Source organism: Brachybacterium sp. NPDC056505 (genome assembly GCF_042794925.1).
GTDB classification, from domain to species: domain Bacteria; phylum Actinomycetota; class Actinomycetes; order Actinomycetales; family Dermabacteraceae; genus Brachybacterium; species Brachybacterium kimchii.
Map to the genome: position 1 here is coordinate 13,969 of NZ_JBHTSV010000006.1, position 16,314 is coordinate 30,282.

General features: G+C 71.6%; 15 protein-coding genes and 3 tRNA genes. 4 read left to right on the top strand and 14 right to left on the bottom strand.

The window, feature by feature from the left end:
- Window positions 1-208 precede the first annotated feature (208 nt).
- The 6 genes from ACFQ53_RS05920 to ACFQ53_RS05945 all read right to left on the bottom strand — a co-directional run bounded on the left by ACFQ53_RS05920 (window position 209) and on the right by ACFQ53_RS05945 (window position 4,037).
- A tRNA-Glu gene (locus ACFQ53_RS05920) sits at window positions 209-281 on the bottom strand.
- A gap of 139 nt (window positions 282-420) precedes the next feature.
- Window positions 421-496, bottom strand: a tRNA-Glu gene (locus ACFQ53_RS05925).
- 38 nt (window positions 497-534) lie between these two features.
- Window positions 535-606 (bottom strand) — tRNA-Gln (locus ACFQ53_RS05930).
- 62 nt (window positions 607-668) lie between these two features.
- Window positions 669-1,619 carry an HAD family hydrolase gene (locus ACFQ53_RS05935; protein ID WP_377856738.1) on the bottom strand — a complete coding sequence of 317 codons (951 nt, stop codon included), beginning with the start codon at window positions 1,617-1,619 and terminating at the stop codon, window positions 669-671.
- A gap of 38 nt (window positions 1,620-1,657) precedes the next feature.
- A complete protein-coding gene (gene gltX, locus ACFQ53_RS05940) occupies window positions 1,658-3,088 on the bottom strand; it encodes a glutamate--tRNA ligase (protein WP_377857049.1) in 1,431 nt (476 codons plus the stop codon).
- A 172-nt stretch (window positions 3,089-3,260) separates the two neighbouring features.
- Entirely contained in the window at window positions 3,261-4,037 is a 777-nt protein-coding gene (locus ACFQ53_RS05945; RefSeq protein WP_249479451.1) for a fumarylacetoacetate hydrolase family protein, read from the bottom strand.
- A 158-nt stretch (window positions 4,038-4,195) separates the two neighbouring features.
- Here ACFQ53_RS05945 and ACFQ53_RS05950 point away from each other — a divergent pair, with 158 nt between their 5' ends.
- A complete protein-coding gene (locus ACFQ53_RS05950) occupies window positions 4,196-5,185 on the top strand; it encodes a 3-methyladenine DNA glycosylase (protein WP_377857052.1) in 990 nt (329 codons plus the stop codon).
- A gap of 145 nt (window positions 5,186-5,330) precedes the next feature.
- Here ACFQ53_RS05950 and ACFQ53_RS05955 read toward each other — a convergent pair whose 3' ends face one another.
- Window positions 5,331-6,365, bottom strand: coding sequence for a trypsin-like serine peptidase (locus ACFQ53_RS05955; RefSeq protein WP_377856743.1), 1,035 nt, complete (start codon window positions 6,363-6,365; stop codon window positions 5,331-5,333).
- Window positions 6,366-6,511: 146 nt separating this feature from the next.
- The gene (locus ACFQ53_RS05960) at window positions 6,512-6,748 is read right to left on the bottom strand and encodes a hypothetical protein (protein WP_377856745.1); all 237 of its coding nucleotides are present in this window, start codon (window positions 6,746-6,748) and stop codon (window positions 6,512-6,514) included.
- A 298-nt stretch (window positions 6,749-7,046) separates the two neighbouring features.
- On the opposite strand from ACFQ53_RS05960, the gene ACFQ53_RS05965 reads away from it, so the two are divergent.
- A complete protein-coding gene (locus ACFQ53_RS05965) occupies window positions 7,047-9,602 on the top strand; it encodes a DEAD/DEAH box helicase (protein ID WP_377856748.1) in 2,556 nt (851 codons plus the stop codon).
- Window positions 9,603-9,624: 22 nt separating this feature from the next.
- On the opposite strand, the gene ACFQ53_RS05970 is transcribed toward ACFQ53_RS05965, so the two are convergent.
- Together ACFQ53_RS05970 and ACFQ53_RS05975 are read right to left on the bottom strand one after the other, a co-directional pair.
- Window positions 9,625-10,344: a molybdenum cofactor guanylyltransferase gene (locus tag ACFQ53_RS05970; protein WP_377856751.1), complete on the bottom strand. Its 720-nt coding sequence runs from the start codon at window positions 10,342-10,344 to the stop codon at window positions 9,625-9,627.
- A complete protein-coding gene (locus ACFQ53_RS05975; RefSeq protein ID WP_377856754.1) occupies window positions 10,341-11,630 on the bottom strand; it encodes a ThiF family adenylyltransferase in 1,290 nt (429 codons plus the stop codon). Before ACFQ53_RS05975 ends, ACFQ53_RS05970 begins: the two co-directional genes overlap by 4 nt.
- A 120-nt stretch (window positions 11,631-11,750) precedes the next feature.
- On the opposite strand from ACFQ53_RS05975, the gene ACFQ53_RS05980 reads away from it, so the two are divergent.
- The gene (locus ACFQ53_RS05980) at window positions 11,751-11,999 is read left to right on the top strand and encodes a MoaD/ThiS family protein (protein ID WP_377856757.1); all 249 of its coding nucleotides are present in this window, start codon (window positions 11,751-11,753) and stop codon (window positions 11,997-11,999) included.
- Between the two features lie 47 nt (window positions 12,000-12,046).
- Here ACFQ53_RS05980 and ACFQ53_RS05985 read toward each other — a convergent pair whose 3' ends face one another.
- The 4 genes from ACFQ53_RS05985 to ACFQ53_RS06000 all read right to left on the bottom strand — a co-directional run bounded on the left by ACFQ53_RS05985 (window position 12,047) and on the right by ACFQ53_RS06000 (window position 15,172).
- Complete coding sequence (locus tag ACFQ53_RS05985; protein WP_377856760.1) at window positions 12,047-12,628, bottom strand: glycine cleavage system protein R; 582 nt, start codon at window positions 12,626-12,628, stop codon at window positions 12,047-12,049.
- Window positions 12,629-12,638: 10 nt separating this feature from the next.
- Window positions 12,639-13,823, bottom strand: coding sequence for an RNA polymerase sigma factor (locus tag ACFQ53_RS05990; protein ID WP_377856763.1), 1,185 nt, complete (start codon window positions 13,821-13,823; stop codon window positions 12,639-12,641).
- Between the two features lie 88 nt (window positions 13,824-13,911).
- Window positions 13,912-14,319: a YciI family protein gene (locus ACFQ53_RS05995; RefSeq protein WP_377856766.1), complete on the bottom strand. Its 408-nt coding sequence runs from the start codon at window positions 14,317-14,319 to the stop codon at window positions 13,912-13,914.
- 40 nt (window positions 14,320-14,359) lie between these two features.
- Window positions 14,360-15,172 (bottom strand): class I SAM-dependent methyltransferase, encoded by an 813-nt coding sequence (locus tag ACFQ53_RS06000; RefSeq protein WP_377856769.1) that lies wholly within the window; start codon window positions 15,170-15,172, stop codon window positions 14,360-14,362.
- A 112-nt stretch (window positions 15,173-15,284) separates the two neighbouring features.
- Between ACFQ53_RS06000 and ACFQ53_RS06005 the strand changes: the two genes are divergently transcribed.
- Window positions 15,285-16,226 (top strand): GNAT family N-acetyltransferase, encoded by a 942-nt coding sequence (locus ACFQ53_RS06005; RefSeq protein ID WP_377856772.1) that lies wholly within the window; start codon window positions 15,285-15,287, stop codon window positions 16,224-16,226.
- Window positions 16,227-16,314: the final 88 nt, after the last annotated feature.

The window sequence follows — 16,314 nt, forward strand, 5'->3', positions numbered from 1 at the left end:
ATGGCTTCGGGGGCCGCCTCGTCACTGCGCGGTGGCATCAGGGGGCGCCCTGTCACGGCGCGGTGCCGTCACGGGGCGGCACATACGGGACCTCTCTGCCAGATATGGCAGAGAGGTCCCGTATACGCCGCTCAACAACACGAGCGTCTGCCCGCATGCAGAAGGAGCCGGCATCCGCGTGGATGCCGGCTCCTTCTGTCCTTGCTCGTACCCCGTACCGGATTTGAACCGGTGTTACCGCCGTGAGAGGGCGACGTCCTAGGCCGCTAGACGAACGGGGCCTGTGCCGATCCGGAGACCGACTGCCGATCCGAGGATCGACGCTCCGGAGCGATGACCCGACGCGCAGGTCATGGTTCCGAGATGCGATCCCGAGGACCGCGATGCAGGTCCTGGACCTGCCGCAGATCGAGGATCTGCTGGTACCCCGTACCGGATTTGAACCGGTGTTACCGCCGTGAGAGGGCGACGTCCTGGGCCGCTAGACGAACGGGGCGCGGACTTCGAACTCCTCGCCTGAGCGAGGGTGAAGCGCTGGGGTACCAGGACTCGAACCTAGAATAACGGTACCAGAAACCGTCGTGTTGCCGATTACACCATACCCCAAGGTCAGAGCACCTTTCCGAGGACCGGGGTCCGCGGTGCGGGTGCCGCAACGAGATAGAACATTACCCGGTCCGCGTGCTCGTCGGCAAAGCGATCGCGGCCGTGACCCCTGTGAGGTCTCCCACCTCGCAGTATCTGCGCTGGTCAGGGCGCGGTTCTCGGTGCCCGAGGGAGCGTTCGTCGGTGGGGCGCCTGAGAAGCACGCCACGAAGGCCTGCGAGTTCTGCGGCCTGCGCGTCCACGTCCGGCTCGTCGCCCACGTACGCGGTGCGGGCGGGATCGACGCCGAGCAGGCGGGCGCCCTCGCGGAAGACGCGCGGATCGGGCTTGCCCACGCCGAAGGTCTCGACGGTCACGAGCAGCGGGACGACGTCCGCGAGCCCCGTGGACTCGAGCTTGCGCTCCTGCAGGGAGCGAGAAGCGTTCGAGACCGCGCCGACGGACACCCCGGCCTCGCGCAGCGCGAGCACGGCGGGTCGGGCGTCCTCGAAAGCAGTGCACGCGGGGATGAACTCCGCGTCGAAGCCACGGGCGAACGCCTCGTACTCGGTGTCCGAGAAGGAGGCGAGGCCCAGCCAGTGCGCGATCTCGTCGATCCGGGCGTGGCGCTGGACGGCGTAGGGGACCTCGCCCCGCGTGTAGGAGCGGTAGTGATCCCCCGGATCGGCCGACCAGCGCGCGATGATCGTCCCCTCGTCGGCGCCCATCGCCTGTTCGTCGACGCCCGTCGCCCGGTCGTCGATGCCCGTCACGTGATCGTCGGAGCCCGAGGCGAGCTCCGAGCTCCCGGCCTGCATGGACGCGCCGTGCCGCGCCCTCAGCATCGGGATCAGCGACCGGCCGAGGGCGCGGGCGAAGGCAGCGGCCGTGTCGACGAGTGTGTGGTCGATGTCCAGGAGCACGGCGTCGACCCCTGCCAGGTGCTCGGCGAGGTGCGCCGGAGAGGGAGTCGGCCCGTCGGCCGACGCACCCCGCTCCGCCGCACCCACCGAGCTCACCCCGTCATCGCTCACGACGCGTCCACTGCCCCGACACCCACGGAACCGGGCGCTCAGGCGAGCCCGGCGAAGACCTCGCGGCCCGCACGCAGACGGGCGAGGGAGGAGTCGCGGCCCAGCAGCTCGATGGACTCGAACAGCGGCGGGGAGATGCGGCGGCCGGAGATCGCCGAGCGCAGGGGGCCGAAGGCGAGGCGCGGCTTGATGCCCATGTCCTCGACGATCGCGGCGCGCAGCGCCTCCTCGAGGCGGGCGGCCGTGAAGTCGTCCTCGGCGATCGCCTCGACCTCCGTGATCGCGCGGTCCACAACCGCGGCGGGGTCCTCGCCCATCTTCTTCAGGGCGTCCTCGGCGATGGTGAGATCCGCGTCGTCGATGAAGAGGAAGCGGAGCATGTCCGGGGCCTCGCCCAGCAGGTTCATGCGGGGCTGGACCAGCGGGCTCGCCGCGGCGAGCACCGAGTGCTCGTGCTCGGTGATCGGGTCCGAGACGATGCCGGCCTTCTGCAGGTAGGGCACCATGCGCTCGGTGAACTCGACCGGATCCAGCATGCGCATGTGGTCCGCGTTGATGGCGGTCGCCTTCTTGAAGTCCACGTGGGCGGGGTTCGGGTTCACGTCGCTCGCGTCGAAGCGCTCCACCATCTGCTCACGGGTGAAGACGTCCTGGTCGGCGCTGTAGCCCCAGCCCAGCAGCGCCAGGTAGTTGACCATGCCCTCGGGCAGGAAGCCCTGGTCGCGGTAGTTGAAGAGGTTGGACTCCGGGTCGCGCTTGGAGAGCTTCTTGTTGCCCTCGCCGAGCACGTACGGGAGGTGCCCGAAGCGCGGGATGGCGGTCGCGACGCCCACCTCGATGAGCGCGCGGTACAGGGCGATCTGGCGGGGCGTGGAGGAGAGCAGGTCCTCGCCCCGCAGCACGTGGGTGACGCCCATCAGCGCGTCGTCCACGGGGTTGACCAGCGTGTACAGCGGCTGGCCGTTACCGCGGACCACCACGAAGTCCGGGGTCGAGCCCGCCTTGAAGGTGATCTCGCCGCGCACCATGTCCTCGAAGGTGATGTCGTCGTCGGGCATGCGCAGGCGCCACACCGGCAGGCGGCCCTCGGCGCGGAAGGCGGCCTTCTGCTCCTCGGTGAGGTCGCGGTCGAAGCCGTCGTAGCCGAGCTGCGGGTCGCGTCCGGCGGCGCGATGGCGCTCGGTGATCTCCTCGGGCGTGGAGAAGGACTCGTAGATGACGCCGGCGTCCTTGAGCTTCGCGATCACGTCGGCGTAGATCTCGCCGCGCTGGGACTGACGGTAGGGACCGTCGGGCCCGCCCACCTCGACGCCCTCGTCCCAGTCGATGCCGAGCCAGCGCATGGCGTCGAGCAGCTGGTGGTAGGACTCCTCGCTGTCGCGCGCGGCGTCGGTGTCCTCGATGCGGAAGATGAGCGTGCCGCCGTGGCGCCGCGCGTGCGCCCAGTTGTACAGGGCGGTGCGCACCATGCCCACGTGCGGGGTGCCGGTGGGGCTCGGGCAGAAGCGCACGCGGATGTCGGCGCCGGTGGCCTCGGTGGTCGGTGCGGTGGCGGGAGCGTGGGTCACGCGGGAGGACTCCTTCGGGATGCCGCGGGAGGCGGCGGGCGGGTGATGAGAGGTGCGGGGGCGGCCCGTCGCCTCAGCGGCGGACGACGGGGTTGGTGAGCGTGCCGACGCCCTCGATGGTCACGTCGATGACGCTGCCGGCGCCGACCGAGCGCACGCCGGCGGGCGTGCCGGTGAGGATGACGTCGCCCGGGAGCAGCGTCGTCACGCGGGAGATCTCCGCCACGAGCTCGGGGACGCGACGGAGCATGTCGGCCGTGCTGCCGTCCTGGGCGAGGTCGCCGTCCACCGTCGACCCGATCGCGAGGGCCGACGGATCGACGTCGGTCTCGATCCAGGGGCCGAGCGGGCAGGAGGTGTCGAAGGCCTTCGCGCGGAACCACTGGTTCTCGGCGCGCTGGGCGTCGCGGGCGGTGAGATCGTTCGCGCAGGTGTACCCCAGGATCACGTCGGAGGCGTGCTCCGCGTCGATGTCCTTGGCCATGCGCTGGATGACCACGGCGAGCTCCGCCTCGAGGCTGACCTCGGTGCTGTAGGCGGGCAGGACGATGGGCTCGTCGGGGCCGATCACGGCGGTGTTGGGCTTGAGGAAGTAGAGCGCCTGCTCGGGGACCTCGGTGCCCATCTCCGCGGCGTGCGCGGCGTAGTTCTTGCCGACGCACACCACCTTCGAGCGCGGGATCACCGGGGCCAGCAGGCGCACGTCCGCGAGCGGATGCCGCTTCCCGCTGGGCCGGATCTCGGTGTACAGGGGGTCTCCGGTGATGCCGTAGACGTACTCCGTGCCGTCCTTCTCCTGGACGATGCCGAAGCTGGGGTCGTCACCGGTCGTGTATCGGGCGATGCGCATGGCTCCCAGTCTAGGGCCGACGGCGCGGGCGGGTCCCCCGCGATCCCGGGCACACGGGGCGGGGCGGCGACGACGGCGGGTGCCAGACTGGCCGGGTGCCCCTTCCGCCCTCCGACTCCCCCGCGGCGCCCGACGACGTCCCCGCCGGGAGCGCCGATGTGCCCGCCCCGCGCGCCGTCCTCTCGGCCGAGGAGGCGAGGACACTGCGCCGCGCGCACGAGGAGCGGGCGGACGCCCTGACCGCGGAGCACCGGGAGCGCCGCCGCCGCGGGGAGAAGCACCCCGTCGAGGACTTCCTGTTCACCTATTACCCCTTCTCCCCCGCGCGCCTGCGGCGCTGGCATCCCGGCTGGGACGTCGCCTACGACGCGGCGGCGGATCCGGGGCCGGGCGACGGCACGGTCGGCGACGTCCATGACGGGGTGCGCTCGTGGTACCTCGACCGGCCCGGCGACACGGCGCCCACGGACACGGCGTCGCGCACCGGGGGCCCGCACCGCGGTCCGTCGACGCTGCGCCGAGCCGACGTCTGCCGCTATCTCGCCGAGCGGGCCGACGCGCTGGTATTCATGGCCCGCCTGCTCCGCTCGTCCTCGCTGCGCGAGCGCCGGCCGAACCTCGCGTGCTTCGGGCTCCACGAGTGGGCGATGGTCTATCGCCTGCCCGAGGGCGCGCAGCGCCACGAGGACCTGCCGCTGCGTCTGGGCCGGGAGGAGACCGACGCGGTCGTCGAGCGCGAACGACTCGTGTGCTCCCACGTGGACGCGTTCCGCTTCTTCACGGCCGAGGCCGTGCCGCGCAACGCGACGGCGCCCACGCGCGACACGCAGGTGCGACGCGACAACCCCGCGTGCCTGCACGTGGGCATGGACCTGTACAAGTGGGCGATGAAGCTCGTGCCCCTGGTCCCTTCCGACCTGGTCCTCGACTGCTTCGAGCACGCGCGCGCAACGCGCGTGCTCGACATGGAGGCGAGTCCGTACGACGTGCGCCCGCTCGGCTTCGGGGCCGTCCCGATCGAGACGTCCGACGGCAAGTCCGAGTACCAGCGGCGCCAGCGGGAGCTCGCTGCGGGCGCCGACGAGCTGCGCGAGCGGATCCTCGCGCACGTCGAGCCGCTCGCCGCGCTGCTGCCCGCCGCCGGCTGACGGCGCGGGCGACGACGGCGTCCGACAGGACGATGCGCCCGAGGTGATCGCGCGTCCGATCGCCGCGCTCCCGTCCGGTGCACGAAGGACGGGCCGGCACCCGCAGGTGCCGACCCGTCCGAGGGGAAGTGCGCGAAGACCTGGATCAGGAGTTCGCGGCCTCCTGGTAGGTGGACTGGATGACGTCGCCGAAGTACGGCCCGTACATCACGTTGGCCTGGCTGGTGTAGCCGAAGCTGTTCACCGAGTTCTGGGCGCCCGAGGCATCGCCGCCCAGGAACCAGGGGCCGCCGGACGATCCGCCGGTCATGTCGCAGTCGATGCCCTGGTCGTCGGTGTCGCCGAGGGTGTCGTCGAACGCGGTGCCCTGGCAGTTCTCAAGGCTCTCGCCGTCGAACGGCGCGGCGGCCGGGTACCCGTAGGAGGTGTACTGCTGGCCGCGCTCGGCGTTGAAGGCCACGGCCGAGCCGCCGACGGTGTCGGTGAGGGCCGCCGATCCGCTCTCGGGCGAGACGACCGCGAAGGCCGCGTCGTAGTTCATGTCCTCGCTGCTGATCCACTGCTGCGTGGAGTAGAGGTCGGAGGCCGTCCACTTGCCGTAGGGGGCATCACCGTGGTCGTAGCCGGGCACGAAGGTCCAGTTCGTGGCCCAGGTGCCGTCCTCGTTGGTGCAGTGGCCGGCGGTCGCGACAGTGGACTTGTTGCCCGAGGAGACGGCGTTGCCGGAGCACACGTAGTCCGTGCCGCCCTGGGTGAAGAACACCTTGCCGATGTGGTCGGTGCCGCCCGCGGCGGCGGTCTCGGCCCCGTCCGTCGCAGACTGCTTCTGCACGGACTTCTGGACGGCCGGGTCGGCCTTCTGGGAGGGCACGGTGCTGGGCTCGGACGAGGCCACGTCACCGCTCGGGGCGTTCTTGTCGTCGACGAGCGCATCGGCCGACTTCGCGTTCTCCATGCGCTCCGGGGTCCAATAGTCCGAGGCCGCCTTCTGCTCGGTGACGGACGGGGCGTGGCTCTCGCCGCCCCAGTCGTTGTCGCCCGGGTCGGCGCCGGCGAACGAGGCGCTGCCCATGACGAGCCCTGCAGCGAAAAGACCGCCGCCGGCGAGGTGGAGGCAGCGGCGCAGACGCGAGGAGCCGGGCCGCGAGGAGGATTCGGAAACGGTGCGAGGAGTGATCACCGGAGGTCCTTTCGGGTGGGATCGGGATGGGCCCGGAAGGGCCGCGGGCGCCACCGTAGACCATGTGATGCGTCACACAAAAGTCACGCCAACCGGTCCGATCCGGACAAGGCGGGACGCATCGCCGGGAACCGAAACCCGTTTCCTCAGAGCGATTCTCCGCGACCGGTATCAGCATTTCCGCTGGACGGCTCGGGCGATTCCTCGGAGGCGTCGCAGTCGCTCTCGGATTCCTCGGAATTCGTTCTCCGAGAGCCCGGATCGAGGCGGATCTCGGCGGGGATCGCGGCGTGTCGCCGCTCCTCGTCCCAGTAGTCGGAGGGGGCGGGCGCGTGCTCCTCGCGCTCGCGGGCGGCGGGGTCGTCGGATCGCTTGGGGGTCATGCGTGAGTCCTTCCGTGAGGGCGGTACGCGGGGCGCCCGGGTGCGGGGCATCGATCATCAGGGCGCGGCGCGGACGGCAACCGTGTCTCGAACGTACTCGGTCTCTGTGCCGCACCGGTCTGCGGCGACCGTCCGCCCCGCCCATGGGCTGCCGCAGCACCCTCGATACTGTGGTGATCCCGAAGCGCCGGTCCGCACGTCGACACGAGCGGGTCCGTCACGCGCGCTCACGACCGAGCTCCCCGGGCGGCTGATGGCGGGGCGTCCGGCCGTCCCCCTCCCCTGGCAGACTGTCCCCATGCCCTCGCTGACCCCCTTCCTCCCCCCTGTGCCCGCCGATCAGGATCAGGTCGTCGACGGCTTCATCGCCTCTCAGGAGGCTTCGGGCCGCTCTCTGTACCCGCACCAGGAGGAGGCGCTGCTGGCGATCGCCGCCGGCGACCACGTGATCGCGGCGACGCCCACGGGATCGGGGAAGACGACGATCGCCTACGCGGCGGTCTTCGCTGCGATGGCCCGCGGCGAGAAGGCGTACTACACGGCGCCGATCAAGGCGCTCGTCTCGGAGAAGTTCTTCGATCTCGTCGCGATGTTCGGCGCCGAGAACGTGGGCATGATGACCGGCGATTCCTCGGTGAACCATGACGCCCCGATCATCGTGTGCACCGCCGAGATCCTCGCGAACCATGCGCTGCGCGACGGGCAGACGTCCGATGTGCGCGTGGCCGTCATGGACGAGTTCCACTACTACGGGGACTCCCAGCGCGGCTGGGCCTGGCAGGTGCCTCTCATCGAGCTGCCCGCGTGCCAGTTCGTGCTCATGAGCGCGACCCTGGGCGACGTCTCCTTCTTCGTCGAGGACCTCGAGGCTCGCACGGCCCGGGACGTCACCGTCGTCGACGACGCCCCCAGGCCCGTGCCGCTGGACTTCCGCTGGTCGCTCGACCCGCTGCCGGAGACGATCCAGACCGTCCTCGACGACCGCGACGCCCCTGTGTACATCGTCAACTTCACCCAGAAGGACGCCCTGGACCAGGCGACCGCGCTGATGGGCACGAAGATCCTGGGAACCGAGGAGAAGGAGCGGATCCGCGAGCTCATCGGCGACTTCCGCTTCTCCAAGGGGTTCGGCCAGACCCTCTCGAAGCTCGTGCGCCAGGGCATCGGCGTCCATCACGCCGGCATGCTCCCGAAGTACCGCCGGCTCGTCGAGCGCCTCGCCCAGTCGGGTCTGCTGAAGATCATCTGCGGCACCGACACCCTGGGGGTCGGCATCAACGTGCCGATCCGCACCGTGCTGCTCACGGGCCTCGCGAAGTTCGACGGCAAGCGCATGCGACTGCTAAACGCGCGCGAGTTCCACCAGATCGCCGGGCGCGCGGGCCGCGCCGGGTACGACACCGTCGGCCATGTCGTGGTGCAGGCGCCCGAATGGGCCGTGGAGTTCGCGAAGGAGCAGGCCCGCGTGAAGGCGCGGGAGGAGGCCGGCAAGGCGCCCAACAGCGCGAAGAAGCGCAAGAAGGAGCCCAAGCCGCGGATCCCCGACGGTGCGATCAACTGGACCGAGCAGAACATGACCAAGCTGATCGAGTCCCCGCCCGAGACGCTGCGCCCGCACGTGCAGATCACCCCGTCGATGGAGCTCGCGCTCATCGCCCGTCCCGGCAGCGCGGTCGCCTCGGCACGGCACCTGATCATGGAGTCCCATCAGACGAGCAACCAGAAGCTGCGACTGGTCAAGCAGGCGGCCGACATCTTCCGCGGCCTGCGGGAGGCGGAGATCATCGAGACGCTCGAGAAGGACGATCACCTGGGTCGGCGCATCGCGCTCGTGGAGGATCTGCAGCTGGACTTCACGATGACCCAACCGCTCGCGCCCTTCGCGATCGCCGTCATCGACTCGCTCGACGAGGACTCCGAGTCGCTCACGATGGACACCGTCTCGATCATCGAGGCGATCCTGGAGGACCCGATGCAGATCCTGCTGGCCCAGCAGAACGCGGCCCGCGGGGAGCTGCTCGCCGAGCTCAAGGCCGACGGCGTCGAGTACACCGAGCGCATGGCCCTGCTGGACGAGGTCACCTGGCCCAAGCCCCTCGAGGAGGACCTCGAGGCCGCCCTCGAGATCTACCGGAAGAACCGCCCGTGGGTGCGCGAGGGCGACCTCTCGCCGAAGTCGATCGTGCGCGAGATGTACGAGACGGGCCAGACCTTCAGCGAGTTCGTGCAGCGCTACGGCCTGCAGCGCTCCGAGGGCATCGTGCTGCGCTACCTGTCCGACGCCTTCCGGGCGCTCAGCCGCACGATCCCCCAGGACCTCCGCACCGACGAGCTCGAGGACGTCATCGAGTGGCTGGGCGTGCTCGTGCGAGGCATCGACTCCTCCCTGCTCGACGAGTGGGAGGCGCTCACCCATCCCGAGGACGAGGCCGACGCCGCGAGCGAGGTGCGGCCGACGTCCCCGCGGGGTCTCTCCGCCCAGACCAAGGTGCTGCGCCAGATGGTCCGCGCCTCACTCTGGCAGCGCGTGGAGCACTTCGCCTTCGAGCGCGAGGAGCGCCTGGGCGAGCTCGACGGCGCCTCCGGCTGGGACCGCAAGGCGTGGTCGAACGCCATGGACGAGTACTACGACGCCTACGACAACGTGGGCATCGATGCCCCCGCGCGCTCCCCGCAGCTCCTCCAGATCCGCGAGGAGTCCAAGCGCTGGATCATCCGCCAGGTGATCGACGACCCCGACGGCAACCACGACTGGGGCATCGAGGCCGAGCTCGATCTCGAGGCGACCGACGAAGCCGGCGAGCCCGTCCTCTCGATCACCCATGTCGGCGAGTTCGGGGCCGAGCCGGCCTGAGGACGGCCCGCGACGCTGCGCCTCAAGGCGTCCGTCGTTCCCACGCGGCGTGCTGCTCCCAGGTGTCCACGTCTTCCATCGCGACCTCTGGGACCGAGACGGGCTCGAGCGCGAGCGGGGCGAGCAGCGAGCGCACCGAGCGGTCGCGGGCGCCTCCCTCGCGGATCGACGCCTCGAGCGCGGCGCGATCGGCGAGGACCGCGAGCAGCTCGCGGCGGCCGTCGGCGTGCGCGGCGATCACCCCGTCGAGGGCGGCGTCCGTGTCGGGCCGACTGTCCGCCCCGGCCTCACCAGCCGCTTCTTTCGATCCGGTCGGCCCGTCCGGTCCGCCGGGGTTCCGATGCCCGACCTGCTCGGCCCGCGCAGCCTGCAGCGGGCCGATGAAGCCCGCGGCGCCGGGAAGATCGCACGCCACGACGAGCACGTCTCTCGGCCCGTCGGCGGAGCCGTTCCCGAGGTCGCCCGCGGACTGCCCCTCCTCGTGGGCGCGCAGCAGCGCAAGGCCCGCGGCGATGCCTGCGACGGGGCCTCCGGCGGGCGGGTCCTCCAGGGTGCGCAGGACTCCGCTCGGCACCTCCACGCTGTCCGGGGCGACGACCACGAGCGGGGCGCAGCCGGATCCCGCGTCGAGCACACGGTCCAGGAGACGTCGGCCGCCGAGCAGGAGGTCGGGTTTGGAGACGCCGCCCAGGCGGCGGCCCTCACCGCCTCCGAGCACGATCATCGCGGTCGTCGTGCTCATCCCCTGCTGCTCCCGTTGATGGGAGGGGTGCCTGTGGTCGAGGAGGTGCCCTCGAGCAGCTCGGGAGCGAGACGTGCGAGCTCCTGGATGCCGCCGCGCAGGTAGCGGACGTCGTCCGACCCGTGCGAGGAGAGCAGGCGTGCCGCGCGCACCGAGCGCGGATCGCGCTCGCAGTGCACGATGACCGATCGGCGCGGGCCCGGTGCCGGGGCCACATCCTCCAGGAGGTCGCGCCGGGTGCCGTCCTCGGCGCGGGCCTCGAGCTCGGCGAGAGGGAGCAGTCGGGCGCCGGGGATCCGCAGGCGCGCCGCCTCCTCGGGATCGCGCACGTCGAGGATCACGGGCGCCGTGGCGGCGCGGTCGCCGTCCTCGGCCGCGTCGCCTCCCGCGCCCTGGGCATCCCGCACATCACGCAGGCGCGCGGCGAGCTCGTCGGCCCCGACCGAGGGCGGCGCGTCGGGCCCGGCGCAGAACAGCTCGTAGTCGACGAGCCCGGTCACCGGCTCGGCCTGCGGATCACGGGCGAAGGGGATCTCGCGGGTGCGGGCGCTGAGCGCGTCGTAGACGAGGACGCGGCCGATCAGGGGCCGGCCCACCCCGCAGATCAGCTTGAGGGCCTCGGTCGCCATGAGCGTGCCGATGGTGCCGCACAGACCGGGCAGCACGCCGCCCGTGCTGCAGCTGACCACGTCCTCCGGGGCAGGGGGCGCGGGGAACAGGTCGCGGTATCCCGGGCCCCGCTCGTGCCAGGCGATGGAGACCTGCCCGTGGTGCTGGAGGATCGCTCCCCACACGAGCGGGATGCCGGTGAGCCGCGCGGCATCATCGACGAGGTAGCGCGTGGGGTAGTTGTCGCTCCCGTCGAGCACGAGGTCGTACCCGGAGAGCACCTCGAACGCATTCTGGGAGGTGAGCCGCACACGATGCTCGTGGATCCTCACCGCCGGATCCAGGTCGCGCGCGGCGTCGGCGAGCGACGCGGTCTTGGGTCGACCCACGTCCGCCGTGCGATGGGCGACCTGCCGATGCAGGTTCACGAGGTCCACGACGTCGTCGTCGACGATGCCGATGGTGCCGACGCCCGCCCCCACCAGGTAGGGCACGCTCGCGCTGCCCAGTCCTCCGGCGCCGATCACGAGCACGCGGGCGGCGGCGAGGCGGCGCTGCGCGATCTCATCGAACCCCGGCAGCGAGAGCTGGCGTCGGGCCCGCTCGGCCTGCTCGGCGGTGAGCGGCGGCCCCGGCGCGACCAGCGGCTCCACAGCAGGTGCGGCGAGAGTGTCCATAGCTGCCCATGGTAGGCGCGCAGGGGTGCGCGGGGGCCGGGCGGACGCGGGTCCGGTGTCCGTTCGGGCCCGCTCCCCCGGGCTCCCGTCATCCCCTCCCCGGACTCTTAGACTGGAGGCATGTCCACGCTCACCGTTCGCTTCTTCGCCGCCGCGGCGGACGCCGCCGGCACCGAGCAGGAGACCTGGGAACCGGACGACGCCCCCACGCTGGGCGCTCTGCGCACCCGGCTGGTCGAGCGTTTCGGGGACCCCATGCGACGCGTGCTCGCCACCGGGTCGTTCCTCGTCGACGGCGTGGTGCGACGGGACGACGGCCCCGTGGACGGCGATCGCGTGGACGTGCTGCCGCCTTTCGCGGGCGGCTGACGCGACCGGCCGGTTGACGCGACCGGGCGGTTGACGCGACGCGGAGGTCAGGCGCCCGTCGGCGCGGCGGCGTCCTCGAGATCCAGGTCGACCATGAGGTCGTTCGCGATCGGCTCGAGCACGCCGCGCACCATCTCGACGTCGCCCGTCTCCCCGTCGGCGCCGGGCAGGCGCACGAGTGCCTCGGCCTCGAACAGCACCCCGCCGCCCTCCGGGGCGTCCAGTGTCCAGGAGCGGAAGGACTCGATGCTCACGCCCTGCTCGGCCAGCGCGCGGCTGACCTGATGGACCATCCCGGGACGGTCCTGGCCGAGGAGGTGGACGCGCAGCGGCTGCTCGTCGGGCGCGGCGGAGCCGGGTGCGCGACCGCGCGCATCGGAGGCGCTCTCCGGCGCGCGCGTCACCTCGATGCTCCATCCGACCTCGGAGAGCAGGTCCGCCACGGCGGCCTCGAGCGCCGTGGCGCGCTCCTCCTGGATCTCCACGAGGACGATGCCCGCGAACGTTCCGGCGAGACGGGCGAACTGGCTGTCGAGCCAGTTCCCTCCCTGGGTCTCGACCACGCGGGCCAGGGCGGAGACGAGTCCTTCGCGATCCTCACCGATCGCGGTCAGCACGAGTTGCGTCATGCGGCCGAGCCTAGACGACGCCGTCAGGGCGCGTCGCGGTGCGTCGGTCGGAGGTCGCCCGAGCATCACCGCCGCCGAGGCGGGCGGCCTGGCGCAGCAGGTGCTCGCGCTCAGGCAGGCTGCCCGCATTCCGCGCGGCACGAGCGTAGAGCTCTGCGGCGAGCTCGGTCCGCCCCGCCTTCTCGTGCAGGTATGCGGCGGCGGCCGTGCGGCGGGGCACGTCCTCGGCGACCTCGGCGAGTGCGGCCAGGCCGGCGAGCGCGCCGTCGGCCTCCCCCACGGCGATCGCGCGGTTCAGCGCCACCACGGGGCTCTCGGTGAGTGCCAGCAGGTCGTCGTACCAGCCGACGATCTGCACCCAGTCGGTCTCCTCGACGGTGCGGGCGTCCGCATGCAGCGCGGCGATGGCCGCCTGGGCCTGGAAAGGACCGAGCGAGTCGTGCGCGAGGGCGCGCTGGAGGATCCCCACGCCCTCGGCGATGCCGCGGGCGTCCCACAGGGAGCGGTCCTGGTCCGCGAGCGGTACCAGGCCGCCGTCCGCGGCGAACCGGGCGGGACGCCGGGCATGGTGCAGGAGCATGAGCGACAGCAGCCCGGCCGCCTCGTGATGATCCACGGCGCGGTGCAGCTGGCGGGCCAGACGGATCGCCTCCGACGCGAGGTCGACCTCTCCCCGGTATCCCTCGTTGAAGATCAGGTACAGCACCTGCGCCACGGTGGAGACGTCGCCGGGCGCATCGAGCCGGCGTCCGGCGATCGTGCGCTTGGCGCGGCTGATGCGCTGGGCCATCGTGGCTTCGGGAACCATGTGGGCGGCAGCGATCTGTCTCGTGGTCAGGCCGCCGACCGCGCGGAGGGTGAGAGCAGCGGCGGCGGACGGACTGAGCGCACGGTGGGCGCACAGGAAGAAGAGCTCGAGGGTGTCGTCGAGGCCCTGGGCACCGGACGTCGTCACGCCGGGATCCGTGTGCGCTCGGTCCTCCGCCTGCCTCGTGCTGAGCGCCTGGTCCGCGTCCTCCCTCCTGCGGCGGGAGGACGCGGAGCGCACGGCATCCACATGGCGTCGCCACGCGACGGTGACGAGCCACGCGGCGGGATCGCGCGGCGGTTCCCGTGGCCAGCGCTCGAGCGCCTGGACGAGTGCCTCCTGGACGGCGTCCTCGGCGTCGGCGAAGTCGGCCCCGCGACGTCGCATCGCAGCGATCGTCGCGGGGACCAGCTCGCGGATTCGCCGATCATCGATCGGCGGGCGCGTTCCTCCCTCGGGACCCACGGCAGGACCTTCAGTCCTCGGCGGGCGTGCCCTCGCCGAGGAAGGGGCGCACCTCGAGCCATTCGTGGATCGGCAGGCCGTCCTTGCCGGGCTCCGCCGAGAGCTCGGCGGCGAGCTCGATGGCGCGCTCGCGGCTCTCGACGTCGATGACCATCCCGCCGGCGATGAGGTCCTTGGACTCGGGGAAGGGGCCGTCGGTGACCGGGGGCTTCCCCTCGCCGCCGTATCGGACCCACAGGCCCTCGTCGGCGAGCGCGCCGGTGGCGACGAACTCGCCGCTCTCGCGCAGCCGGTCCATGAAGTCGTCCATGTACCGGAGGTGCGCCGTGACCTCGTCGGGTGTCCACGTGTCCATCGGGTGGTCGTTCACCCCCTCGGGGGCGCCGCGGTAGTGCTTGAGGAGCAGGTATCGGGCCATGTGGATCCTCCTTGTGCGGGGCGGCCGTCGGCCGCCGCTGTCATGCAGGGGTCGGAGCCGCCGGACGGTTCTCGACATCATCCTCCGAGGGGGATCGCGAGGGCTTCCGGGCCTCGATGAGGTGACGGCTCGAGTGGGCGACGAAGGGGCCGTCGGACCGGATCTGCTCGTGCAGGTCGCGCAGGCGTTCGCGGTGGGCGTCGACGGTGAAGCCGGGGACCCACCAGATCACCTTCCGCAGCAGGTAGACCACGGCGGCGACGTCGAAGATCTCGATGCGCAGCCGCGCGGTGCGCAGGTCGACGACCTCGAGACCGGCGGCTCGGGCCTGGTCGGCCTCGACCTGGGGATCGCGCCCACGGCGCTGCTCCGGCAGCGGTCCGAGGAAGAACTCGATGACCTCGAAGGCGCTCGCGGGGCCGACGTGCTGGGCGAAGTAGGTCCCTCCGGGTCGCAGCACACGGGCGATCTCGCCCCAGTGGATCGTGGCCGGGTGCCGACTGGTGACCAGGTCGAAGGCGCCGTCGGCGAAGGGCAGCGGCGGCTCATCGGGGTCGGCGACCACGGCGACCCCGCGCGGATGCAGCAGCGCCGTGGCGCGCGCGATGTTCGGCGGCCAGGACTCCGTGGCGACTGCGAGCAGCGGGAACCTCGATGCCTGGGCGAGCACCTCTCCCCCGCCGGTCTGGATGTCGAGCGAGGCAGACGCCCTCTCGAGGCGCTCGCCTAGCCGTCGTGCGTAGCGCCACGGCGGGCGTTGCTCGGTCGCGCGGCCGTCGAGCCAGGAGAAGTCCCAGCCGGAGACGTCGGCCTCCGCGCCGATCCGCAGCAGCTCGTCGAACGAAGTGGTCATGGCGCAACGCTAGGGCCGACGGGGCGGCGGCGCCACGGGATTCCTTCCGGTCAATCTTATAGATTGCTAGCATTTGAACAGAGACCCCGCAGACGAGACAGAGAGCGAGCCCATGACCGATGACATACGCGCCCTGACCCTGATCGTCACCGAACCCTCGTCCGCAGCCGCCGCACTGCACTCGATTCTCGATTGGGAGATCGAGGCCGACTTCGGCGCGTTCGCATCCCTCACACCCCCCACAGGGATACCGCTGTGGCTGAACGCCCCGGCGGACGGCGAATCGACGTCCTCGGGCATCGTCCTGCACCTCGCGGCCGATGACGTCGACGAGGCATTCACCGCCGCCGTCGACCGCGGAGCGCAGGCGGTGCGCACTCCACAGGACATGGACTTCGGAGAGCGCTCCGCCTCGGTCGCCCTCACGGCGCTTCCCGGAGTGACCCTCGAGTTCTCGCATCCGATCACGCCGCCAGCCCCCGCGGCCGACGCAACCCCGCACCAGAGCGGATCCGACTCGGAGTCCGCGCCACTGCACGACGGAGCCACCGCCGATCCGATCGAGCTCCGCCTCGCGTCTCCGGACGACGTCGAGGCGATCCACACCTTCGGGGTCGACATGCTCCCCGCCCACTACGGGCCGATCATCGGCGAGGGGGCCGCACAGGATCAGGTCGACCGCTGGTGGACACGAGAGGCCATCGCGCGATCGGTCGAGGAGGGGCGCCACGTCATCGCCCTCGCCGCAGGCCGGATCGTGGGCGTCGCCGAGCGCGGAGGCCGGGGCGAGGACCACGTGCTGTACAAGCTGTATCTCGCGCCCGAGGCTCGCGGTCATGGTCTCGGCCCCCGCCTGGTCGAGGGCATCATCGATCAACTTCCGAGGGACGCGCAGCGCCTCGTCACGGAACACTTCGCGGGCAACACCCGGGCCGCCGCCTTCTATGCGCGGGAGGGGTTCGTCGAGGACCACGTGGAGCCGCACCCGTCGGGCGACCATGCGCGGGACACCGTGTGGCGGGTGCGGGATCTGGGACCGGAGAGCACGCGCTGACCTTCGCCCTCTCCACCCACTGCGACCTCACCCCATCGGCCGCCGGCGGCCACCCCTCCGCCTTTGGTCTCGACCTCCGCCGACCTTC